Origin of the sequence: Sinorhizobium fredii USDA 205, from assembly GCF_001461695.1 — a bacterium.
Classification (GTDB): Bacteria; Pseudomonadota; Alphaproteobacteria; order Rhizobiales; family Rhizobiaceae; genus Sinorhizobium; species Sinorhizobium fredii.
The window spans coordinates 1-22,261 of sequence record NZ_AUTC01000045.1; the positions used below are offsets into that span (position 1 = coordinate 1).

Below are 22,261 nucleotides of genomic sequence, written 5' to 3' on the forward strand. Positions count from 1 at the left end.
AACGCGGCCCTCATGCTTTAAAGCAACAACGCGGGGTGCCGAGCCCCCGCCGGACCGCAGGCCAAGGCCGAGGACCGGCAAACAAAAAACCACCGGGCCCCCAGACCCGGACACACGGATAACGCGGGGTGGAGCAGCCCGGTAGCTCGTCAGGCTCATAACCTGAAGGCCGCAGGTTCAAATCCTGCCCCCGCAACCAAATCCAAAAACAAATAGGCCCGCTCGGATCACCCCGGCGGGCCTTTTGCTTTTGCCGGCCGTCGTCTCCAGTCCCCCGCACTCGGTCGTCGGTCGCGGCGCAAGGTCAAGCGGGCATCGCCACATCGTCAACGGCTTTCGATGCATATAGCATTCAAAGGGACGGAGGCGTTGTGCAAGTACCTAAAGCACGTCGCATTCAATCGTATTCATGCAACGTGCCTTAGATCTTTGTTTTTGCGCATGTCGTTGTCCCAAAACCGCTACGCATTTTCGGGCGACATCCTCTACAGCGCCGCGCGTCCAACCGGACGCGCTAAGGTCGCTGTAGCACTTTGAAATACTGCATGATTTTGTCCTTAAATCGATTCCGATTTCAGGAATCATGCGCTAGCGCGTCGTGCTCGCAATTCCTGCGATCACCTTCGCCAAGGTCTTTTCCAAGTCAGGGCGTTGCTCTGGGCATTTGGCAACGGATACGGCACATTCGCGAATGGCGCCGTTGATAACGACGGCATAGAGAGACGCGCTTTGCCTGTCGTGGCCGGATGCCGCGAGGTCGTCCGCGAACATTTCCTTGAACGTGCCGGAGGCGACCCCGACCACAGGTTGGAGGAGCGGACTGAGCGCAGGGGTGAGCAACATGTAGAAGCGGCCGACCTTGGGTTCGGCGCATATCGAAAACAACGCCCGGGCAGGGGCGAGAATTCTGGCGCCGGTCTCTGTTTCCGCATCGCGCAGTTGTGTTCCAAGCGCGATGACGCGCTGTGAGATCAACCTGTAGACGTCCCGAAGCATTTCGTCGATGCCGCCGGGAAAATAGGAATAGACGGTCGTCTTGGACGCGCCGACCAGCTTGGCGACGGCTTCGACGGAGCAGGCGGCAAGGTCGCCTTCGTCGAAGAGGGTGAGAACCGAATCCAGCAGTTCCTGGCGCGACCGCAGACGGTTCTTTTCGCGAAGACTCATGGGTTTGGATTGTGTCATTGACACCTTATAGACCGGCCTCAGGGTTGAGGAAAGGCTGGTGCGCATTTGCAATAAATGAACAAATAGTTCAGAAAAACTATTGTTAGTCTTGTTATCTGGCAATCGTTCACTTATGGTGCTCGCTGCAAAATGCCGATAAACGGCATACAGGGGACAGAATGAACACGTTGCGCCTGGCGGGTAAAACCGCCTTGATAACCGGTGCCGGCCAGGGCATCGGCGCGGCAATCGTCGCTCTCTTCGCCGCCAAGGGGGCAAATGTCATGGTCGCGACGCGAACGGAGAGCCGCGGCCGAGACGTGGTACCGTGACGGCGGTCTTTGCCATCCTGTTCTGCGCCGTGCTCGGCCACCGCCAGATTGATTTCAGTTCCCGCATGCTTGGGCTGCACGGCGCAAACGGCACCCGGCTGTCTACGACACCGTGTCGCGCGACTTTGGTACAGTCGCCTGACGATCATCGAACGTGCGGCCGTGCCCTCCGAACGAGATGGGCACGGCCGGCAAGAACATTGCGAGGTATATGCATGTCAGGTTTTACGGGCGTAACACCCCGCACCCCCAAGCTCTGGTGTCGGAAGGACGCGAGATGAGCGGCACTCAGGAAATCCTTGCGCGCCGCGAAAAGCTGCTCGGCAGCAACGTCTCGACCTTCTACGAGAAGCCGGTTCACCTGGTGAAAGGCGAGGGCGTCTGGCTGTGGGACGCCGACGGCCGTCGATATCTCGACTGCTACAACAACGTGCCGCATGTCGGTCATTGCCACCCGCGCGTGGTCGAGGCGATCGCCCGGCAGGCTTCAACGCTGAACACGCACACGCGCTATCTGCACGAGGGCATCCTCGACTACGTCGAACGGCTGACCGGAACGTTCGACAGGCATCTCGATACCGCCATCCTCACCTGCACGGGCAGCGAGGCCAATGACATCGCGCTCCGCATGGCGCAGGCGGTTACCGGAAACACCGGCGTGATCGCGACGAACCATACCTATCACGGCAACACTGCGGCCGTATCGCAGCTTTCCACGCGCATGCCGCCGGTCGGCGGCTACGGCGGACATGTTCGCCACGTCCCGGCACCGGACAGCTACCGGCCGCTTGGCGGCGCGCCGGGTTCGGCCTTCACCGACGCCTGGGCGGCGGCGCTCGAAGAGGCAATCGGCTCGCTGCAGGAATCGCCGTTCGGCTTCTCGGCGCTGATCATTGATCCCTTTTTTGCCAATGAAGGCTTCCCCGAACTGCCGGACGAATTGCTTGCGCGGGTCTCGGCCGTCGTGCGGAAGGCCGGCGGCCTCCTCATCTGCGACGAAGTGCAGCCTGGTTTCGGGCGCACCGGCACGCACATGTGGGGTCACCAGCGAGCCGGGATCGTTCCCGACATCGTGACGCTCGGTAAACCCATGGGCAACGGCCATCCCATCGGCGGCGTGGTTGCGAACGCCGACACGCTCAACGCCTTCCGCAAGGCCTTCCGCTACTTCAACACCTTCGGCGGAAATCCGGTTTCCTGCGCGGCGGCCATGGCGGTGCTGGACGTGCTGGAGGACGAGAACCTCATGGAAAACGCCCGGACCGTTGGAGCGCATGCCCGCTTCGGGCTGGAAAGGCTCGCAGAAAGGCACGGCCTGATCGGTGACGTGCGCGGCAGCGGACTCTTCTTCGGCTGCGAACTGGTGCTCGACCTGCCCGAAAAGACGCCGGCGAGCCATCTGGCGACGCGGGTCGTCAACGAAATGCGTGAGCGCGGCGTACTGATGGGCAAGCTGGGCATTCACCAGAATGCCACCAAGATCCGCCCGCCCATGCCTTTCAGCCGCGACAACGCCGATCTCATGCTGTCGACGCTCGACGACGTGCTCACGGGACTCTGATGGCCGTTTTGCCGATCTGGGTTTTGCCGACGAAGCCGAGACCGGTGGACTGCACGATCTCATGGCCGAGGCTGTGACGGCAGCAAAGCAGCGATCACTGGAGCTTGGACAGTAGACGGGCGGCCGGATCGCGTTGAAATCAGGCCGAGCGAAGTGGAAGCTTCACAACGAAGCAGGCGCCGCCGCCCAACTGCGATTCGTAGCGGACCGCGCCACCGTGGCGCTCGGCGATCTGGCGCACCAGCGCCAGCCCCAAGCCCCACCCGCCCGCGGCTTCGCTGCGTCCCGAGGGTCGATAGAAGGGCTCGAAAACGCGGGCGCTCTCGCTCTCCGGGACGCCGGGGCCGTGGTCGCGGACCGTGAGTTCCACCGCACCGCCAACCCGCGCTACAGTGGCGGAGACAGGCGGGCGGCCGTGGCGGAGCGCGTTCTGCATGAGATTGCGCACGAGCCTGCCGAGCAGGCGTGCATCGCCTTTAATGATCGCCGGCGTGCCGGAGACCTCGACCCCGTTGCGCGCCCCTTCTTCCGCGACCAGGGCCAGAAGGTCGACCAACTCGGGCGCATCGAGCTTCTCGACATGGTCGAGCCTGCTCGCCAGCAGGATCTCCTCGACCAGCGTGTCCAGCTCGGCGAGGTTGCGGACGATCTCCTCCTTGCGCTTCTCGTCGGGCGCCTGCTCATAGAGGTCGATCGCGACGCGCAGGCGCGCAAGCGGCGAGCGCAATTCGTGACTGGCATTGGCGAGCAGGGCGCGGTGCGACTTGATCAGCCGCTCGACATGATCGGCCGCCGTGTTGAAGCTCTTCGCCACCGCCGCCACCTCGTCGCGGCCGCCCGCCGGCACGCGGGCCACGAAATCGCCCCGCCCCCAGGCATCGACGCCCGCGCGTAGCCGCTCCAGACGGCGCGTCAGGTGGCGCACCACCGGATAGGCGGCGAGCCCGATGACGCCGGCGATCAACGCCAGGTAGGCGAGCGGATTGCGACCGGCCGGCCGGAAAGGCCGCGCCATCCGCGCTGCGACTGCGCGACCGTCGGGCAACTCCGTCACCATGGTGTGAACGTCGCCTCTGTCGTGGCGCCAGCGCCGCTCGAGAATGTCGCGCGGTAGCGGCCGTCCGGCGCCGGCGATCAGCCGGCCGCGCGGATCGTATACCGCTATGTCGGCATCGAAGGTCCGTGAAAACCGCTCCAGCGTCGCCTCGACCGACCGCCGGTCCATGTCGGCCGGAATGAGCGCCGCGACGAACCGCGCGCGTTGGCTCCGCCAACTCAAATCCTCCTCGCCCTGTCCCAGCCACACGAAGGCGGCGCTGGCGACGGCGACGGCGGCTAGGCTCGCCAGCAGCGTCAGGTAGATTTTCAGGAACAGCCGGCTGCGCATCGCTCTGGATCTCTGCTTGGATGCATGTCGTTATCCCAAAACCGCTGCACACTTTTGGGCGACATGCTTTATCTCTCGTCGTCCTGGAAGCGGGCGAAGACATAGCCGGCGCCGCGCACGGTGATGATCCGCCGCGGATGCTTGGGATCGCTCTCGATTACCGCCCTGATGCGCGAGACATGGACGTCGATTGAACGGTCGAAGGCTTCCAGTTCCTCGCCCTTGACCGCGTCCATCAACTGCTCGCGCGACAGCGTGCGGCCGGGATTTTCGGCAAGCGCCACCAGCAGGTCGAATTGGTAGCTGGTCAGTGCACATTCGCGGCCATCGATCCTCACCGAGCGGGATCCCGGATCGATCTCCAGCCGTCCGAAGCGCAGCACGCGCGAAACCGTGGCGCTACCGCTGCGACGGCGCAGGATCGCCTTAAGCCGCGCCAGCAATTCACGCGGATTGAAGGGTTTCGGCAGATAGTCGTCGGCTCCGAGCTCCAGCCCGACGATGCGGTCCGTCTCTTCGCCCTTGGCCGTAAGCATGAGGATCGGCACATCCGAGACCGCGCGCATGCGCCGGCAAGTCTCGAAGCCGTCGAGATCGGGGAGCATGACGTCGAGAATTACAGCATCCGGGGCACGGCGGCTAAGGTCGGTGAGGCCCGCCGTAGACGTCGCCGCGGTCTGGACCGTGTAGCCGTTTCCTACAGCTTTGCGCGTCTTATCAGAGGCGCGAAGCTGTTGAAGCGCTGCATGTTTTTATCCTTGAATCGGCTAGGATCTAAGGAAACATGCAGCAGCCGACTCAGTCTTACCACCGGCCGCGGCCCCTGCGCTCCTTCAAATGTTCGACGAGCTTGACGCGCTGCTCCGGCGTCAGCACTTCGGCGGCGTCGAGGAGCGCAGTCATCATCTTGCGCGAGGCCTCGTCGATGGCTGTGATGCGCTCGCCGCGCAGCTTCTCGGCGGCGGCGCGGTCGATGGTCGCCGCGCCGAGGAGTTCGATCACCTCCTCGCGCGTTTCGCGGAAGTCCCGGAAAGTCGGCCTGATCTCAGTTCGCGCCTTGTCGATGATGTCCCAAAGCTTGTCTTCCTGCTCGGGCGTCGCGTCGAGTTCGTCGAGCATGGAGCCGATCCGCCGTTCCATAGAGCCGCCACCTCCCATATGCGCGTGCATGATATGGCCGCCCATGCCGAAGCGGCCCATGCCGAAGCCGAAATCGTCGCTGCGCGCGGCTGCAAAGCCGACCGCGCTGACAACCCCGACGGCTGCGAGCCCGCCGATGGCGGCGCGCCGCCCCCATCCTTTCGGAGCGGGTTCGCCGGCGGTCGGGCTCGACAGGTTCTTGTCCTCGTTTTCCATGATCAGTCTCCTTTCACTCCGGCAGCACATGCTGCAATGGAGGAAAGCTAACAGGGCAACGTTTCGAGCCTTCCGGGTGAATGTAAAGAAATGTAAAGCCGAGCCCGTTCAGGACGCTCGTCGAGCAGGCGGTCGACTGACGCGCTATCGTCTTACGCGGCGTAGCACGGCTTCAAGGGCATTCGTCAGCGCTCGGCTTCCGCCGCCGCGCTCGAAATCGTCGAACACCTGCTCGTTCAAGCCGCCGGGGGTCGAGAACTCGCGCCTCAAGGCATCGAGGGGCGTTGCCTCGGCCCTGACCGCCGTCTGTGCCAGGCTGGCAAAGAGCGGCGCCAGGTAGGCGCGGACCTTCTCGCGGGCGACGCCCTTCTCGGCCACCCAGCCGGTCGCCCGGTCGAGAATACCGAAATAGGTCCCCATCAGCGCGCTGGCGACGGCGAGGAGGTCGTATTCCTCTTTCGTCTCGCATTCCACCGCGCTGCCGAGCGCCGCAAAGATGGCGGCAATGTCGGGATTGGGCGGGTAGATGGCGGTCACACCCGCGCGTTCGGCGACGAAGGGCAGAGGGATTGCCTGGCTCAACCGCACGTCTTCCCGGATCCAGGCCAGGAGCTTGGAACGATCGGTTGCCGCGATGACGCTGACGACCGTTTGGCCTGCCCGGAAGACGAGCGCCGTGACCACTTCCTCGGCGATCTGCGGCCGGATGGCAAGAAACAGCACGTCGGCGGCATCGACCACGTCCTGGTTGTCCCTGGCGATTCGCACCGACGGAAACCGGCCCGCGAGCCGGGCGGCGATCTCCCGATTGCGCGGCGAGACGACGATCTCCGCGACCCCGAGACTGGTGCCGACGATGCCTGTCACCATTGCCTCGGTGATCGCACCTGTGCCGACAAAACCGATCCGCATCATTCTGCCGCCTTGCGTCGCCCGAGCGAGACATCCGTCGTGTAGTTCTCGCGCATGAAGTTGATGAAGTTCTGCTGGAACTGCCGCGTGTGCGCATGCGCCAGTTCGTCGGCGAGATCGACATTCTTCGTCCGGATCGCCTCGAGCATCAGGTTGTGCTCGTCGGTCAGCAGATAGCCTTCATGCGTGCGCTCCAGATACTCGAAGTGCAGATGCAGCATGCGCTGGCCCTGATTGAGCAGGCGCTCGTAAAACGACGCCAGATAGGGATTCCGGCCGGCGTGAGCGATCGCCATATGGAACTGCTTGTTGGCTTCCGACATCCTTAGGTGATCGCCGGTATTGACGGCCGTCTCGAACTCCTTCTGTCGCCTGGCGATCGCCTTCAGGTCCGCCTCGGTGCGCAATTCTGCGGCAAGGCGGGTGTTCATGCGCTGGGCGATGTCCAGCGCCTCGACATATTTCGGGAAGGTGGCCACCTCGATCGGCGCGACGATCGTGCTGCGGTTGGACAGGGTCACGACAAGATCCTCGCCCGCGAGCCTGATCAAGGCCTCGCGAACCGGCGAGCGGGACATGTCGAAGCGTTCGGCGAGCGTGCTCTCGTCCAGGAGCTGGCCGGGAGCAAGCGTCAGTGACAGGATTTCGTTGCGCAGCGTCTCGTAGACGTTTTTCCAGCCAGTGCCCCTGGCTCGTTTCGTTTCAATTTCGTCAGACACTTGGCTCGCTTTCTCCGATGCTGACCCATAGGGCCAGAAAATCGCGACCTCGACAATGTAAATTTTCCTCTTGACTTTGTCGACACGTAGACGACAAAGAAAGACTAAGATCGGCTCAAGCCGACGAGAGGAACCGCGCGCGACGCGCGCCCGTCAAACAGAGGAAATGACGATGCTTTCGAAGATGCTTTCGCCCGTCCTGCGGGCGCTGCCTGCGCTTGCCCTGATCACCGGTCTTTCAATCACCGCCGCATCTGCCCAGGCTGCCGAAGGCTACTGGCAGGGCGTGCAGAAGGCGGGAGTGCTTCGTTGCGGCGCCGCCGTCGCTCCGCCTTACGTCATGCGCGACCCGGCGAGCGGCGAATACTCGGGCTTCTTTGCCGATCTCTGCCGCGAGTTCGCCGATGTCCTGAAGGTCAAGCCGGAATTCGTCGATACGACCTGGGACAACATCGTCGCCGGGCTGCAGGCCGGAAAATGGGATCTCTCGCTGGCGCTGAACAGGACACCGGCGCGCGCCATGGCGGTGCAGTTTTCCGTTCCGGCGATGGAGTACCAGATCTCGCTTGCCTACAATAAGGAGAACCCGAAGATCCCGGCCGGCGCGACCTCGGTCGCGGACATCGACAACAAGGACCTGACCTTGGCGGTCATGTCGGGGACCGCCCAGGACAAGGCGATCACGGCGGCCGTGAAGAACGCAACGATCCTGCGGCTGCCGGGCAATGACGAGACGCGCCTCGCGGTGGTCTCCAGACGGGCCGACATCCTCGTCGATGCCTCCGACACCAACCAGCTCTTCACCCAGTCGAATCCCGATTGGGCGGTCGCACTGAACCCGACGCCGGCATTGGCGAAGCAGGGCGTCGCCTTCGGCCTGCCGCATCAGTTGTCGGCATCTGACGTTGAAGTGGTCAACATATTTCTTGAGGAAAAGGTCGCGACCGGCCACGTGGAGGAACTGATCCGCAAGGCGGTCAATGAAGTGCTGAAGAGCGCGCAATGACGACAGTCTGGCCGGGTGCGGTGAACGGTTGCCCGGCCACTCTCATCCCTTCTTTTGACTAGCGAGATCGGCGATGACCATGTCCTTCAGTGCCCCACTTGTCAAAATCCAGTCCCTTCACAAGAGCTATGGACCACATATCCAGGTCCTCAAAGGGCTCGACATCGAAATGAAGCCCGGCGAAAGAGTCGTCGTTATCGGCCCCAGCGGCGGCGGCAAGAGTACGCTGCTGCGCGTCATGATGGGGCTCGAGAAGATCGATAGCGGCTCGATCAGCTTCGGCGGCAAGCCCTATATCTCGTCGGAGAGCGCCGACAGGAAAACCGAGATCGACACGGAGGTTCGCCGCTCGATCGGCATGGTGTTCCAGCACTACACGCTGTTCCCGCATCTCTCCGTCATCCAGAACCTGATTCTGGCGCCCTGCAAGGTCAGGGGCGAAAGCAGGGCCAGCGCCACCAAGCGTGCCCAGGCGCTGCTCGAGCGCTTCGGGCTTGGCGCCAAGGCGAATGCCTATCCGGCGCAGCTTTCCGGCGGGCAGAAGCAGCGCGTGGCGATCGCCCGCGCGCTGATGCTCGATCCGAAACTGATGCTGTTCGACGAGGTGACGTCGGCGCTCGATCCCGAACTCGTCGCCGAGGTCGAGCAGGTGATCCTACAGCTTGCCGCGCAGAGCATGCCGATGATGATCGTCACGCACGACATGTGGTTCGCCAAGAACATCGCCTCGCGCGTCATCTTCTGCGCCGGCGGCGTGGTCGTCGAGGATGGACCGCCCGAGCAGGTGCTTGGTGCGCCGAAGGAAGAGCGCACCCGCGATTTCATCGACCGCGTCTTCCATATCCGGCACTAGGAGGGGGTGATGGGATATTCGTTCGACTTCCAGTCCGTCTCCTTCGGGCCGCTCTGGGAAGGGCTGATCGTCACGCTTGAGCTGACGGTTGCCGCCAATCTGATCGGCGTCGTGCTCGGCTTTCCGCTGGCGCTTCTCATCATGAGCCGGTTTGCGCCGGTCCGGCTGCCGGCCATGCTGTTCGTGGAATTCTTCCGCTGTACGCCGGCGATCGTCCAGATCGTCTGGTTCTTCTACTGCGTGCCGATGCTCTTCAATGTCTTCCTCGGCTCGATGACGATGGGCATCCTGGCGCTCGGCCTCAATCTGATGGCCTTTAACGCCGAAGCCTATCGTGCCGCCATCCAGGCCGTGCCGCGCGAGCAGCTCGATGCCGGCATCGCGCTTGGTCTCAATCCGCTGCAGCGCACCCTTTACATCGTGCTGCCGACCGCGGTCCGGGCCTCGATACCCGTCCTGCTCACCAACGGCATCGGCATCTTCCAGCAGACGGCGCTGGTCGCGATCGTCGCTGTCCAGGATCTCATGTACCAGGCGAAGTCGCTGGCAACGGAGACCTACAGGCCGATCGAGACCTTCACCATCGTCGCGCTCGTCTACTTCGCCGTCTCCTTCCCCGTCAGCCAGGTCGTCGGCTTCCTGGAACGCCGCCGCCAACTGATGATGAGCTGAGGAGAAGACCCATGGCTCTCGATTTCTCCATCATCCTTCGCTTCCAGGAGGCGCTGGCGCTCGGTCTCTGGACCACGGTCAAGCTGACGCTGATCTGCGTCGTCCTCGGCTGCAGCCTCGGCTTCTTCATTGGGCTTGCCCGGACATCGCGCAGCACCCTGTTGCGTGCCGTCTCCAGCGTTTATGTCGAGTTCTTCCGCGGCACGCCGGTGCTCGTCCAGCTGTTCTGGATCTTCTTCTGCCTGCCGCTGATCCTCGGCGTCGAGCTCTCCAACCTCACCTCCGGTGTCATTGCACTCACGCTCTACATGGGCGCGATCACCAGCGAGACCTTCCGGGCGTCGCTGAAGTCGATCGGGCCGGAGCAGCTCGACGCCTGCGTCGCGCTCGGCCTGCCGCGCCGCGTCCAGGTGACGAACGTCATCCTGCCGCAGGCGGTGCTGCGCGCCATTCCGACGCTGCTGTCGAACTGCGTCAGCCTGTTCAAGGAAAGTGCGCTCGTTTCCGCCGTCGGCATGGCCGACCTGATGTTCGTTGGCCAGAACATCTCCAACAATACGGCGCGCCCTATCGAGGTGCTGACGGTCGTCGCCCTCATCTACTTCCTCATCGCCTTTCCGCTCACGCGTGCGGTGACGCTCGTCGAGCGGCGCGTGCTTGCCAAGCTGGCGATCTGAACCGAATTCTTGCAAAGGAGACATTCCATGAAACTCTCTGGCGTCATGCCCGCCCTCATCACCCCATTCGACGCGAACAACAGGGTCGACTTCAAGGCATTCGAAAAGCTTCTGGCTCATCTGCGCGAGGCCGGTGTCACCGGCTGGGTGCCGAACGGGTCGACCGGCGAGTATTTCAGCCAATCCAAGGAAGAGCGCCGCGATGTGCTGCAGTTCGTCAAGGATTTTGCCAAGCCGGGCGAAACGCTGATTGCCGGCACCAATGCGGCCGCCACCCGCGAGGTTATCGAGCAGACGGCGATCGCCAAAGAGATCGGCTATGACACGGTGCTGCTCGCTCCGCCGTTTTACACCCGGCCGACGCAAGCCGAACTCATCCGGCATTATGAAACCGTGCTCGGTGCCGTGGATGTGAACCTGGTCCTCTATTCCTATCCGGCCAAGGATGGTTCGGACATCAGTTTCGAGCTTATGGACCATTTCGCCGACAATCCGCGCGTCATCGGGATCAAGGAAAGCTCGGGGGTATTGCAGCGGGCGATCGATATCGCCAGCCGCTACGAAGGCCGCATTCAACTGGTTTCCGGCTCGGACGACATCGCGCTCGACTTCATGTTCTGGGGCGCGGAGAGCTGGATCTGCGGGCCGTCGAACTGCATGGCGAAAGCCTGCTGCGATCTCGACCGAACGTTCAAATCGGGCGACCTGGACAAGGCGCGGGCGCATATGAAAACCCTCTACCGGGCGATGAACATCCTCGAAAGCGGCAAGTTCGTGCAGAAGATCAAGTATGGCTGCGAGCTTCAGGGCCTGCCCATGGGTGAGTGCCGCGCGCCGCTGGGACCGCTGACCGAAGATGAGAAGGCCGAGTTCCGCGCCGCGATGGAGCCGATCCTGAACTGGTGACTTTGAGGGGAGCATGGAAGGTCCATGCTCCCTCGATGACATGTCTCCCGCGCCCGCCCGAGAGCAGAGAAATCATGAGCAATAACGAAGGTCGTGTCGTTGTCGTCGGTGCCGGCATTATCGGCACCACCATCGCCTACGAGCTGCAGCGCCGCGGAAAAGGCGTCGTACTCGTCGAGCGGGACCCTGATGGCAAGGGCGCCTCCTATGGCAACATGGCATCGATCGCGGTCACCGAATTCATGCCCGCCTCGCGACCGTCTGTCTGGGCGCAAATGCCGAAATGGCTGATCGATCCCGAAGGGCCGGTGCGTATCCGGCCTTCCTACATGCCGCGGCTCACGCCGTGGTTCTTCCGGTTTCTGGAAGCGAGCCGACCGTCACGGGTCAGAGAGTTGGAGGCCGCCGGGGCGGTGCTTTGCGGTCGTGTCTACGAGGATCTGACGCCTCTGCTGCAGGCGACCGGCCTGTCCGACATGCTGACCGAGGACGGATGCTTGAGCCTCTATGCGGATGAGGCCGAGTTCAGGGCGGACCGGGAGCACATCGAGGTTCTGGAACGCTTCGGCTTCCGACACGAAGTGCTCGGCGGCAACGCCATCCGCGACCTCGAACCGGCGCTGACGTCGAAGATCGCAAAGGCGGTGCTGTTTCCCGACAACCGGTCGATCCGCGATCCGTACCAACTGCTCCTGAAGCTGCGTGAGAAATTCCTGGCGCTCGGCGGCAGGATCGAGCAGGGCGAGGCCGCCGGTTTCGATAGTGGTGATCGCGTCAGCGCCGTCCGCCTCAAGGATGGCCGTTCGATCGCCGCCTCCGAGATCGTGCTTTGCGCCGGCGCCTATACCGGCAAGTTGGCGCGCCTTCTCGGCGAGCCGATGCCGCTCGAAACGGAGCGCGGCTACCACACGCAGATCATGGCGCCGGGTATTTCGATGCGCCACTCGATCATCTGGCCGGCGCGCGCCTTCATGGTTACCCCGACCGCTGGCGGCATTCGTGTCGGCGGCACGGTGGAGATGGCCGGGCTTGATGCGGCCCCGGATTACCGTCGGGCAAAGGTGCTGGTCAAACGGGCGCAGGAGGCCCTGCCGGAGCTTCGAGTGGAGAAGGCCACGGAGTGGATGGGCCACCGCCCGGCGCTTCCCGATACGGTGCCGGTCATCGGTGCTTCGGCAAAACATCGCGGTGTATTCTACGCCACCGGACATGGGCACCTCGGGCTGACCTATGCGGCGACGACCGGGAGGCTCATCGCCGATCTCGTCACCGGCGCTCAGCCGCCGATCGATCTGAAACCATACCGCATCGACCGGTTCTGACGGCAGAGCCGATCGACGCACAGGAACGAATGGAGCGAACAATGCGCAGCGAACTCTATATCGATGGAAAATGGACCGCGGCCGCGAACGGCAGGACGTTCGACGTCGTCAATCCGGCGACGGAAGAGGTGATCCACAGAATAGCCGCGGCAACGGCGGAAGACGTCGACGTGGCGGTGAAGGCCGCACGGCGTGCCTTCGACAAGGATGGCTGGCCGAAGCTGTCGGGAGCACAAAGGGCAAAATACCTGCGCGCCATCGCTGACGGCATTCGGGCCCGGCAGTCGGAAATCGCCCGGCTCGAAGTGATCGACAACGGCAAGCCGTTTCCGGAGGCGGATTGGGATGTCGCTGACGCGGCCGGGTGCTTCGACTTCTACGCGGGGCTTGCCGAACAGCTCGACAACAATCCGGAAGAGCCGATTGCGCTTGCCGACGCCCGCTTCACCTCAAAGGCGGTCAAGGAGCCGATCGGCGTTGCAGGCGCAATCATCCCCTGGAACTATCCGCTGCTGATGGCCGCCTGGAAGGTTGCGCCGGCCCTTGCCGCCGGCTGCACGGTGGTGCTGAAGCCGGCCGAAGTCACGTAGCTGACGGCGCTGGAACTTGCGGCGATCGCCGATGACGTTGGCCTGCCACCGGGCGTCCTCAACATCGTCACGGGGGCCGGCTCGGTCGCCGGGCAGGCGATCATCGATCACAGGCAGGTCGACAAACTCGCCTTCACCGGTTCCGGGCCGGTCGGCTCGAAGATCATGGCGGCGGCGGCCCGCGACATCAAGCGGGTCAGCCTCGAACTCGGCGGTAAGTCGCCTTTCGTCGTCTTCGACGATGCGGATATCGACGAGGCGGTCGAATGGATCATGTTCGGCATCTTCTGGAACCAGGGGCAGGTCTGCTCGGCGACGTCGCGCATCCTCGTCCAGGAAGGGATTTACGACCGCCTGTTGGCGCGGCTTGTCGAGGAGACGAAGAAGATCAGGATCGGCGACGGTCTCGAGGATGGCGTGCTGCTTGGGCCGCTCGTCTCGCAGCGCCAGCACGAGCAGGTCGTGGCGGCGATCGAGGCGGCGAAGACTGCCGGTGCGACGGTCGCCTGCGGCGGCAAGCGTCCTGAAGGCTTCGACACGGGCTATTATCTCGAGCCGACGGTGCTGACCGAGGTGCCCCTGGAGAGCAACGCCTGGCGCGAGGAGATCTTCGGTCCGGTCGTCTGCATCCGCCCGTTCTCGACTGAAGCCGAAGCGATCGAACTTGCCAACGATTCCCGCTTTGGGCTCGCCGCGGCGGTGATGTCGAAGGACGATGTTCGCGCCGAACGAGTGGCAAACGCCTTCCGGGCCGGCATTGTCTGGATCAACTGCTCGCAGCCGACCTTCACGGAAGCGCCCTGGGGTGGCTACAAGGAATCCGGCATCGGCCGCGAGCTCGGTCGCTGGGGCCTCGAAAACTATCTCGAGACCAAGCAGATCACCCGCCTTGCCACCGGCGAGAAATGGGGCTGGTATATCAAATGAATGGAAACACGAACTGGGATCGCTCGCTCGATCTCCTCGAGGTCCATTGCCAGGGCGAGATCGGCAAGGTGATCGTCGGCGGCGCGCCGGAAATCCCCGGCGCGACGATGCTCGACAAGATGAACCACATCAACAATGTCGACGACAGCCTGCGCCGCTTCGTGACCTTCGAGCCGCGCGCCAGCGTTGCCATGTCGGTCAATCTGCTCGTCGCGCCGACGCGTCCTGACGCCGATGCGGGCTTCATCGTGCTCCAAGCCGATCGCGCCCATCCGATGTCCGGCAGCAACTGCATCTGCGTTGTCACGGCCTTGCTCGAAAGCGGGCGCGTGGCGATGCAGGAGCCGGAGACGATCGTCCGGCTCGACACGCCCGCCGGGCTGATCGTTGCGCGCGCCGCCTGCCGCGATGGGCGCTGCCTGTCGGTCAGCCTCGACAATGTGCCGAGTTTCGCCGAGGCGCTGGACCGGGAAATCGAGACGCCGCGTTGGGGCCGCATCAGGGTCGATATCGCCTTCGGCGGCGTCTATTACGCGATCGTCGATGTCGACCAGGTCGGAAGCGAGATTGCGCCGGCCAATGCCCGCTATCTGGCCGAAACCGGGATCGAATTGAAGTCGCTTCTGGCCGAGCAGGTGACGGTGAAGCATCCGGTGCTGACCGGCGTCGACGAAATCGCCTATGTGATGTTCCGCGGACAGGAGCCGGACGGCGCAGTGCGCACCTGCACGACGCTGCCGCCGGGACGGGTCGACCGGTCACCCTGTGGAACCGGCAGCTCCGCCAACCTCGCGACACTCTACGCCCGTGGAAAAGTCGCGGTCGGCGACCGGCGGACGTCGCGCTCGATCATCGGCGGCGAGTTCGTGGCGGAAGCGATCGGCGTTACCGAGGTCGGCGGACGTCCCGCCGTGCTGCCGCGGATCACCGGGCGCGGTTGGATCTACGGCCGCGAGCAGCTCCGCATGTCCCAAGATGACCCGTTCAAGAACGGTTTTGCGCTCTCCGATAGCTGGGGACCGCAGGTCGACGCGCTGGGCTAGGGGAGGAGCGTCATGTCGTTGAAATCTCTTTCGGGTCAGACCGTCCTCGTCACCGGCGCTTCGGGCGGCATCGGCGCTGCCATCGTCGAACGCCTGGCGGCGGAGGGCGCCCGCCCGATCATCCACTACCGCCGCGACCGGGCGGGCGCAGAGGCGCTGCTCACCCGCATTTCCGGCGAGGGGGCCCTGGTTCAAGCCGACCTTTCGGCGACCGGAGGCGCCTTCGAACTCTGGCGCCAGGCCGAAGAGGCCGCCGGCCGCATCCATGCGCTCGTCAACAATGCCGGCATCCGCACCGAAATTTCGATCGACGCGGAGCCCAATGCCTGGAGAGAGGCCTGGCAAAAGGAATTCCAGGTGAATTTCTTCGCCGCGGCCGATCTCTGCAAGGAGGCGCTCAAGCACTTCAAGGCGCATGGCGGCGGCCGGATCGTCAACATGGCAAGCCGCGCCGGCCAACGCGGCTATGCGGCCGATGCCATGCCCTATGGCGCAACGAAGGCGGCGCTGATCAACCTCACCAAGTCGATCGCGCGCAGTTTCGGCGCCGATGGCGTCGTGGCGCTGGCGATCGCACCGGGCTGGGTTAAGACGGAGATGGCCGAGGACTTCGTCGAAAAATTCGGCAAGCAGGCCGCCGTCGCCGACATACCGATCGGCGAGATGGCTGAGGTCTCCGAAATCGCCGAGCTCGTCGCCTTCGCGCTGCGGCCTTCGCAGCCGTCACTGAACGGCGCGACGCTCGACGTCAACGGCGGCAGTTATATTCGCTGATCGAAATCCAGGAGAGGACGATGAAGAGATTCGAAGGCAAGGTTGCCGTTGTTACCGGCGGAGGCGGCGGCATCGGTTCCGCCATTTCGCGGCGGTTGGCGGATGAGGGAGCGCTGGTCGTCGTCTCCGATGTCAACGGCGAAGCGGCTGGCATTGTCGCAGCCGAGATCGTGTCGCAGGGCGGTTCCGCCATCGCCGTCGCCGCCGACATTTCTCAGAGAGAGCCCTGTTTCGGCCTGATTGCTGAGGCGTTCGACCAGAAAAAGCGCATCGACATTCTCGTCAACAATGCCGGTATCAACCGGCGTGGCAATCTCTTGTCGCTGACCGACGACGACTGGCACACGAGTTTCGCGGTCAATCTCGATTCGATGTTTTATCTGTGCCGCGCCGCCATTCCGCACATGATCGAGGCCGGCGGTGGCACGATCGTCAACACCGCCTCGCAATGGGGCCTTTATCCGGCGCCGAACCACATCGCTTATAACACGACCAAGGCGGCGGTCGCGGCCTTCACGCAGAACCTCGCTCGCGACTACGCTCCGCACAAGATCCGCGTGAACGCCGTCTGCCCCGGAGAAATCCACACCCCCATGCTCGAGGCGGGGGTCAAGCGGGCAGGCCGCACCATCGCCGATCTCGACAAGCTCGTTCCCTTCGGCCGCATCGGTAGACCGGAGGAGGTCGCCGCTCTAGTCGTCTTTCTCGCCTCGGATGAAGCCGCGTTCATGTGCGGCTCGCTCGTCGAGATAACCGGCGCCCAAGCGGTTGCCTGAACGGGGGATGGTCCCGCTCCGCGGTTCGAAAGCCGTGAGCGAATAACGGGTGAGTCGCTCAACTGCGGCTTGCCTGAAGCAGAGCGCTTGCCGCGCGTTGCAGCAGGGGCTTTGCTTCCCCGACGTCGAACATCTGCGCGCTGACAAACGCGCCATTGATGAGCACTGCCAGTTGCCCAGCGAGTTCTGCGGGCCTGACCGCGCCTAGTCGCTCAGCGATCACATGAAGTCGCCGCCGCAATTCTGCTTTGTGCGCGGCAGCGACTTTGCGAGCAGGATGATCGGTTTCGGGAAACTCCGCCGCAACATTGATCTGTGGGCAGCCTCGGTAGCCCGGGCGGTTGACGCGTTCACCAATCCAATCGAGGTGAGCGTCCAGCTCTCCTTTCGGATCGCCGCCGTGCATGTGGGAGACCTTGTCCCATGTATCCCAGAAGTCTTTATCCTCGCGCTCGAGGAAAGCCGCGACGAGATCGTCTTTCGTGCGGAAATGCCGATATAGGCTCGTCTTGGCAACCCCGGCCTTTTCCACGACCAGATCCACGCCAACCGCGCGGACGCCTTGCTGGTAAAACAGGGTCGACGCCGTCTCGAGGATGCGCTCCCGGACCTCTTGCACGTTCACCTCCGATTTCTTCACGCGGCCTCCGCTCGTGTCATCGCTGTCATCACGATTCCTTCTAGCAAAAAACCGCTTGACGCGCTACAGACCTGTACGTATTAAAACAGACAGGTCTGTATCGTGGAGGAATGAAGTTGTCCAAACAGCAAAATGGGAACGTGGCTATTGCGGTATATGGCGCCAGCGGGCACACGGGGAAGTTCGTGCTGTCGGAACTGGCCCGGCGAGGCCTGAAGGTAGTTGCCGTCGGGCGGAGTGCCGCGAAGTTGGTGCAAACCGGCATTCAAGCCGCCGAAATACGAGAGGCGTCCATCGAAGACGCCAATTCGCTCGACAGGGCATTTTCGGGGGTGGCAGCCGTGATCAACTGCGCCGGCCCGTTCCTGGATACGGCCGATCCGGTGGCCGCAGCAGCCTTGCGGGCGGGTGCCCACTATCTCGACGTGACGGCTGAACAGGGAAGCGCGTTATCAACCTACGAGACGTTCGATAACGACGCAAGGCAAGCCGGGCTGGTGTTCATACCGGCTATGGGGTTCTACGGCGGTTTTGCGGATTTACTCGTTTCGGCACTGTTGGGCGATTGGGTTGCGGTCGACGACATTCGGATCGGCATCGCGCTTGACAGCTGGCATCCGACGATCGGTTCCCGCAATACCGGAAAGCGCAACACTGCGCGGCGGCTGGTGGTCGCCAACGGGCAGTTGTCGCCGATACCGATGCCGGCTGCAGTGCAGGAGTGGAAATTTCTCCAGCCATTCGGTCCGCAGCAAGTCATCGAACAGCCGTTTTCCGAGATTTCCGTCGTCAACCGGCATCTGCGTAGCATCGAAGTCCATACATACCTCAATGAGACGGGGCATCGGGACGTCCATGACCCGAACACTCCGCCGCCCGTGCCGGCCGACGAAACAGGTCTTTCGGCCCAGCGCTTCATGGTCGAGGTGGTGGTTCGCAAGGGAAACGAAGCGCGGCATATTTCCGCTTTCGGTCGCGATATCTACGCCTTTACCGCGCCGCTCGTTTGCGAGGCAGTTCAGCAACTCCTTGCGGGTAAGGCGCGTGTACACGGGGCGCAGGCGCCTGGCGCCGTTTTCGATGCGCTGGAGTTCCTCGACGCGCTCGCGCCTGACCATTTGTCTTTCGAGACATTGGGCGTCTGATGCATGCCGCCCAAAAGTGCGTCAGCGCGGCTTTGCCCGAGCCGCTGGCCGGATGTTCGGCGCCGCGGACAGCCGGAACGTCTGCGCCGGTGCCGGGCGACCGACATGGAATCCCTGCACCTGGTCGATCCGGAATTGCCGCATCAGTGCCAATTGTTCCTCGGTCTCCACGCCCTCCACAAGGATCATGTGGCCGCGATTTCGCACGAGTCCGATAATGTCCTGCAGCATTGCCTTGCCCCTCGCGGTGTCGCAATCGTGCAGGAAGGAGCGATCGATCTTCACCGTATCGAAATCGATCAGGCGTAGCCACGACAGGCCCGCGAAGCCCGTTCCGAAGTCGTCGAGCCATATCCGGACGCCCAGGGTCTTGAGATCGCTGATGCAACGAAGGATATCGGAGTGCATCTCCATCTCCAGCCCCTCAGTGATCTCGAGAGCCAGCCTGCCGCCGGCCACGCCTGTTTCACCAAGAATAGCCGCCACAGAGGCCGCGAAACCCGGCGATTTGAGCTGGATCGGGGAGACGTTGACACTGACGACGGGGACGTGCTCGTCCGCCAGAAGTTCGCGGCACACCGTCCTGATCGCCCAACGCCCGAGGTCGAGGATGGCGCCGGTGCGTTCCGCGATGGGGATGAAGAGGCTCGGAGGAACCGAGGTGCCATCCAGCATTCTCAGGCGCATGAGCGCCTCGACGGCGTCGACGCGGCCGGATGCGACGTTTCGGATCGGCTGATAGACGAGCGAAACGAGATCCTGGTCGATGGCGATTTTCAACAGGGCGGCGATGTTCTCGCTCTCGTCGTTGCTGTGCGGGTCATTCGGATCGAAGAGCCGGGCGCAGTTCCGGCCGCTCGCCTTTGCGCCATAGAGCGCCCGGTCCGCTTCATGGATCAGCCTCTCGAGCTTCGAGCCTGTCTGATTGCGGCTGAACGCCGCCCCGACGCTGACGGTGACGACCGACATGCCGTCGCGCCGCTGCCCGTGCTCGAGAGCAAGGTCTTCGACGCCGCAGCGGATCGTCTCGGCAAGCGCGGCGGCCTGTTCGCTGGTCTCCATGCGGGCCAGGACAATGAACTCTTCGCCGCCATAGCGGCCGATCGAGCCGTTATACGGCTCGATCGAATCCTTGAGGGCACTGGCGACCAGAACGAGACAGCGGTCACCTTCCTGGTGCCCGTAGAAGTCGTTGTATTTCTTGAAGAAGTCGACGTCGATGAGGAAGGCGGCGAAACTCGTCCCCTTCTTCTGCCAGTCACTCCAGTAGTCGCGGAGCTTCTGATCGACGGCGCGACGGTTGTCGAGGCCCGTCAGCGAGTCGGTATTCGACAGACGCAGCAAAGCCCTGCCGCGCTCGGAAGCCTCTTTCTGCTGGATGCGCGCTTCGAAGGCGTTGAGAAAGACCTTGTAGCGCTCCCGGTTGAGCTTCCAGTTCACATAGGAGGTGAAGACGAAGCAGGAGATGTTGAAGGTGCCGAAGGCGAGTCGATAGGAGATCTCCGCCGGAGAGAAGGACAGCACCGCCGCAAAGAAGATCAGCAGGATGGTGACCGACGCGAACAGCGAAATGCGGAACTGGAAGCTGAAGAATAGATTGACGCTCATCATGAAGATGGCGCCGAATACCATGTAATAGGAGATGCTCTGAGTATCGGCGGTCATCATCGCCGGATAGAGCCATCCCGCATAGGCAAGCACGAGTGCCGCGGCCGCCGTGACGTCGATCGCGTTCGCGCTGGCGTCTAGGCGAATCTGCATTTCGATCAGCATCAGCGCGACGAGGGCGATCGTGAATCGCGCCGCGATCGTATAATGCGCGACGTCCGGAACCAGCAGAATGTCGGTGATCGAAAACAGCAGATAGACCGCGACCGCAGTCCAGAACCCGTGTCGGGTCGCCTGCTTTCGGGCGCCTTCGCCCTCATTTTCATAGAGAGCGCGAAGCTCAGTCGAGGCCGGTCGCGGCGGCTCGCTGTGGAGGTCGATCTCAATTGCGTCGGCCAGCGTGTGCTTCATGCACCGATCCATTGCGTTTGCGTCTTCTTGTAAAGCCCGAAGTCTCTCTGCGACGAGCGCCACGGGGACGTCCTGCAGTTGCCGCCTGCTTGGGTAAGATACTTAGGGCTTGCAGCATTGTTCGGCACATTAGTTCAGGTCCATTAAGTTTTGCTGAATTTGATGTGGGTCAAACACGCACGTAATAGTGTAGTGAAATCGGTCAATCAGACGGGTTGTTAACCATATTATTCGAATGTTCGAAATTGGATTTGGCGCGCTCGGAGTTCTTGCGCATACTGTTAACAATCTATTAACGGATGAGTCTCGCGTGACCCAAATTCAGATTGCCCTCGATGGCGAAAGCCTGATTACCCCCACCTCCATTACGACCGAACTCTCAACAGCCAAGACGGACCGCCATGAGGAGCAGCTGGCAACCGGCGAAGCCGAAGTCGCTCTGGCGCTGATGATTGCCCAGCAACAAATCGAGCAGCGCCGCGATGCGCCGGTGATCATCCACCAGCTGATCGGCGCCCTTCATGAGGTGCGCCGCAAGTTCGACCAGAGCGTCTGGCAAGAGCTGATCCCGCTCGTGCAGAACCATCCGGTGTCGAACTACTTCCATGAGGATCCGTTCACGCGCTGGTCTTTCCGGAAGCCGCGCGGCTATTCCGGCGACGCGCAACTGATCGACTTCATCTATGGTCATCCGAGCGTTTCCGACGAGATCGCCAAGGCCTCGCCGCTCGGACGGACCCTCTACGACTACACGAAGGATGCGCCGTCGTCCGTCGCGGTGCGGGAGCGACGCGACCTCTTGACCCGGCATGTCGACGCGATCGCCACCGAACGTGGCCCTGAGACGGAAATCCTGACGATCGCGGCGGGGCACCTGCGCGAGGCCGACCGCTCGGTGGCGTTGCGGGAGCGGCGGATAAAGCGTTGGGTCGCCCTCGATCAGGACCCCTTGAGCGTCGGGTCGATGGTTCGCGATTTCAGAGGAACATGCGTCGAGGCGATCGACGGTTCCGTTCGCGGCCTTCTGACAAGGTCCCAGGAACTGGGTCAGTTCGACTTCATCTATGCCGCCGGCCTCTATGATTACCTAGCCGACAAAGTGGCCGTGAAACTCACGCAACGATGCCTCGAAATGCTGAAGCCCAATGGCGTCTTCCTTTTCGCCAATTTCGCGCGCGACATCAGCGATGACGGTTACATGGAGACGTTGATGAACTGGGCGCTGCTATTGCGCTCGGAAGCGGACATGTGGGGCATCATCAATGCGAGCGTCGATCGCAACGCGGTCAATGCCCGATTGGAATTCGGCGCCAACCGAAACATCGTCTACGGCATCCTGCAGAAGCGTTCCTGAGCATCACGCATTGGAAAGCATGGAACGTTCTCCATCCCGCGACGCTACTGCATGATTCCTTAAATCGGAATCGATTTAAGGACAAAATCATGCAGCATTTCAAAGTGCTACAGCGACCTTAGC

At 62.8% G+C, this 22,261-nt stretch carries 20 protein-coding genes, 1 tRNA gene and 2 pseudogenes; 15 read left to right on the forward strand and 8 right to left on the reverse strand.

Annotation, left to right across the window (positions count from 1 at the left end):
• Window positions 1-122: 122 nt before the first annotated feature.
• A tRNA-Met gene (locus N181_RS05930) sits at window positions 123-199 on the forward strand.
• 389 nt (window positions 200-588) lie between these two features.
• Here N181_RS05930 and N181_RS05935 read toward each other — a convergent pair.
• Window positions 589-1,290 carry a TetR/AcrR family transcriptional regulator gene (locus tag N181_RS05935; RefSeq protein ID WP_141322299.1) on the reverse strand — a complete coding sequence of 234 codons (702 nt, stop codon included), beginning with the start codon at window positions 1,288-1,290 and terminating at the stop codon, window positions 589-591.
• Window positions 1,291-1,346: 56 nt separating this feature from the next.
• Here N181_RS05935 and N181_RS05940 point away from each other — a divergent pair, with 56 nt between their 5' ends.
• Together N181_RS05940 and N181_RS05945 are read left to right on the forward strand one after the other, a co-directional pair.
• Window positions 1,347-1,499 carry an SDR family NAD(P)-dependent oxidoreductase gene (locus N181_RS05940; RefSeq protein WP_014329940.1) on the forward strand — a complete coding sequence of 51 codons (153 nt, stop codon included), beginning with the start codon at window positions 1,347-1,349 and terminating at the stop codon, window positions 1,497-1,499.
• A 277-nt stretch (window positions 1,500-1,776) separates the two neighbouring features.
• Window positions 1,777-3,060, forward strand: coding sequence for an aspartate aminotransferase family protein (locus tag N181_RS05945; RefSeq protein ID WP_037401401.1), 1,284 nt, complete (start codon window positions 1,777-1,779; stop codon window positions 3,058-3,060).
• A gap of 139 nt (window positions 3,061-3,199) precedes the next feature.
• Here the strand turns inward: N181_RS05945 and N181_RS05950 are convergent, their stop codons facing one another.
• From N181_RS05950 to N181_RS05970, 5 genes and pseudogenes are all read right to left on the reverse strand, one after another.
• Window positions 3,200-4,447, reverse strand: coding sequence for a sensor histidine kinase (locus N181_RS05950; protein WP_037401398.1), 1,248 nt, complete (start codon window positions 4,445-4,447; stop codon window positions 3,200-3,202).
• A gap of 68 nt (window positions 4,448-4,515) precedes the next feature.
• A pseudogene (locus N181_RS35330) lies at window positions 4,516-5,145 on the reverse strand (winged helix-turn-helix domain-containing protein); the annotation flags it as partial.
• 106 nt (window positions 5,146-5,251) lie between these two features.
• Window positions 5,252-5,803, reverse strand: coding sequence for a Spy/CpxP family protein refolding chaperone (locus N181_RS05960; RefSeq protein ID WP_037462585.1), 552 nt, complete (start codon window positions 5,801-5,803; stop codon window positions 5,252-5,254).
• A 144-nt stretch (window positions 5,804-5,947) separates the two neighbouring features.
• Window positions 5,948-6,715 carry a pyrroline-5-carboxylate reductase gene (locus N181_RS05965; RefSeq protein WP_037401384.1) on the reverse strand — a complete coding sequence of 256 codons (768 nt, stop codon included), beginning with the start codon at window positions 6,713-6,715 and terminating at the stop codon, window positions 5,948-5,950.
• Window positions 6,715-7,434, reverse strand: a complete 720-nt coding sequence (locus N181_RS05970) for a GntR family transcriptional regulator (RefSeq protein ID WP_037401380.1) — start codon at window positions 7,432-7,434, stop codon at window positions 6,715-6,717. Before N181_RS05970 ends, N181_RS05965 begins: the two co-directional genes overlap by 1 nt.
• Before the next feature lie 172 nt (window positions 7,435-7,606).
• On the opposite strand from N181_RS05970, the gene N181_RS05975 reads away from it, so the two are divergent.
• The 10 genes and pseudogenes from N181_RS05975 (at window position 7,607) to N181_RS06020 (ending at window position 16,980) form a co-directional block, all read left to right on the forward strand.
• Window positions 7,607-8,440, forward strand: coding sequence for a substrate-binding periplasmic protein (locus tag N181_RS05975; protein ID WP_037401376.1), 834 nt, complete (start codon window positions 7,607-7,609; stop codon window positions 8,438-8,440).
• 73 nt (window positions 8,441-8,513) lie between these two features.
• Window positions 8,514-9,293 (forward strand): amino acid ABC transporter ATP-binding protein, encoded by a 780-nt coding sequence (locus N181_RS05980; RefSeq protein WP_037401373.1) that lies wholly within the window; start codon window positions 8,514-8,516, stop codon window positions 9,291-9,293.
• Window positions 9,294-9,302: 9 nt separating this feature from the next.
• The gene (locus N181_RS05985; RefSeq protein WP_037401371.1) at window positions 9,303-9,965 is read left to right on the forward strand and encodes an amino acid ABC transporter permease; all 663 of its coding nucleotides are present in this window, start codon (window positions 9,303-9,305) and stop codon (window positions 9,963-9,965) included.
• Between the two features lie 11 nt (window positions 9,966-9,976).
• The gene (locus N181_RS05990; RefSeq protein ID WP_037401368.1) at window positions 9,977-10,642 is read left to right on the forward strand and encodes an amino acid ABC transporter permease; all 666 of its coding nucleotides are present in this window, start codon (window positions 9,977-9,979) and stop codon (window positions 10,640-10,642) included.
• Between the two features lie 27 nt (window positions 10,643-10,669).
• Window positions 10,670-11,548, forward strand: a complete 879-nt coding sequence (gene dapA, locus N181_RS05995; protein ID WP_037401366.1) for a 4-hydroxy-tetrahydrodipicolinate synthase — start codon at window positions 10,670-10,672, stop codon at window positions 11,546-11,548.
• Between the two features lie 74 nt (window positions 11,549-11,622).
• Entirely contained in the window at window positions 11,623-12,870 is a 1,248-nt protein-coding gene (locus N181_RS06000; RefSeq protein ID WP_037401363.1) for an NAD(P)/FAD-dependent oxidoreductase, read from the forward strand.
• 41 nt (window positions 12,871-12,911) lie between these two features.
• Window positions 12,912-14,387, forward strand: a pseudogene (locus N181_RS06005) (aldehyde dehydrogenase family protein).
• Window positions 14,384-15,430, forward strand: a complete 1,047-nt coding sequence (locus tag N181_RS06010; RefSeq protein ID WP_037401358.1) for a proline racemase family protein — start codon at window positions 14,384-14,386, stop codon at window positions 15,428-15,430. Before N181_RS06005 ends, N181_RS06010 begins: the two are co-directional and overlap by 4 nt.
• Before the next feature lie 12 nt (window positions 15,431-15,442).
• Complete coding sequence (locus tag N181_RS06015; RefSeq protein ID WP_037401354.1) at window positions 15,443-16,204, forward strand: SDR family NAD(P)-dependent oxidoreductase; 762 nt, start codon at window positions 15,443-15,445, stop codon at window positions 16,202-16,204.
• 20 nt (window positions 16,205-16,224) lie between these two features.
• Complete coding sequence (locus N181_RS06020) at window positions 16,225-16,980, forward strand: SDR family NAD(P)-dependent oxidoreductase (RefSeq protein ID WP_037401353.1); 756 nt, start codon at window positions 16,225-16,227, stop codon at window positions 16,978-16,980.
• Window positions 16,981-17,038: 58 nt separating this feature from the next.
• Here N181_RS06020 and N181_RS06025 read toward each other — a convergent pair whose 3' ends face one another.
• Window positions 17,039-17,620 carry a TetR/AcrR family transcriptional regulator gene (locus N181_RS06025; RefSeq protein ID WP_014329922.1) on the reverse strand — a complete coding sequence of 194 codons (582 nt, stop codon included), beginning with the start codon at window positions 17,618-17,620 and terminating at the stop codon, window positions 17,039-17,041.
• A gap of 110 nt (window positions 17,621-17,730) precedes the next feature.
• On the opposite strand from N181_RS06025, the gene N181_RS06030 reads away from it, so the two are divergent.
• Window positions 17,731-18,765 carry a saccharopine dehydrogenase family protein gene (locus tag N181_RS06030; RefSeq protein ID WP_037401351.1) on the forward strand — a complete coding sequence of 345 codons (1,035 nt, stop codon included), beginning with the start codon at window positions 17,731-17,733 and terminating at the stop codon, window positions 18,763-18,765.
• Window positions 18,766-18,786: 21 nt separating this feature from the next.
• Here N181_RS06030 and N181_RS06035 read toward each other — a convergent pair whose 3' ends face one another.
• A complete protein-coding gene (locus tag N181_RS06035; RefSeq protein ID WP_037401387.1) occupies window positions 18,787-20,784 on the reverse strand; it encodes a putative bifunctional diguanylate cyclase/phosphodiesterase in 1,998 nt (665 codons plus the stop codon).
• Between the two features lie 310 nt (window positions 20,785-21,094).
• Here N181_RS06035 and N181_RS06040 point away from each other — a divergent pair, with 310 nt between their 5' ends.
• Window positions 21,095-22,138: a class I SAM-dependent methyltransferase gene (locus tag N181_RS06040; protein WP_037401349.1), complete on the forward strand. Its 1,044-nt coding sequence runs from the start codon at window positions 21,095-21,097 to the stop codon at window positions 22,136-22,138.
• The last annotated feature ends 123 nt before the right edge of the window (window positions 22,139-22,261 follow it).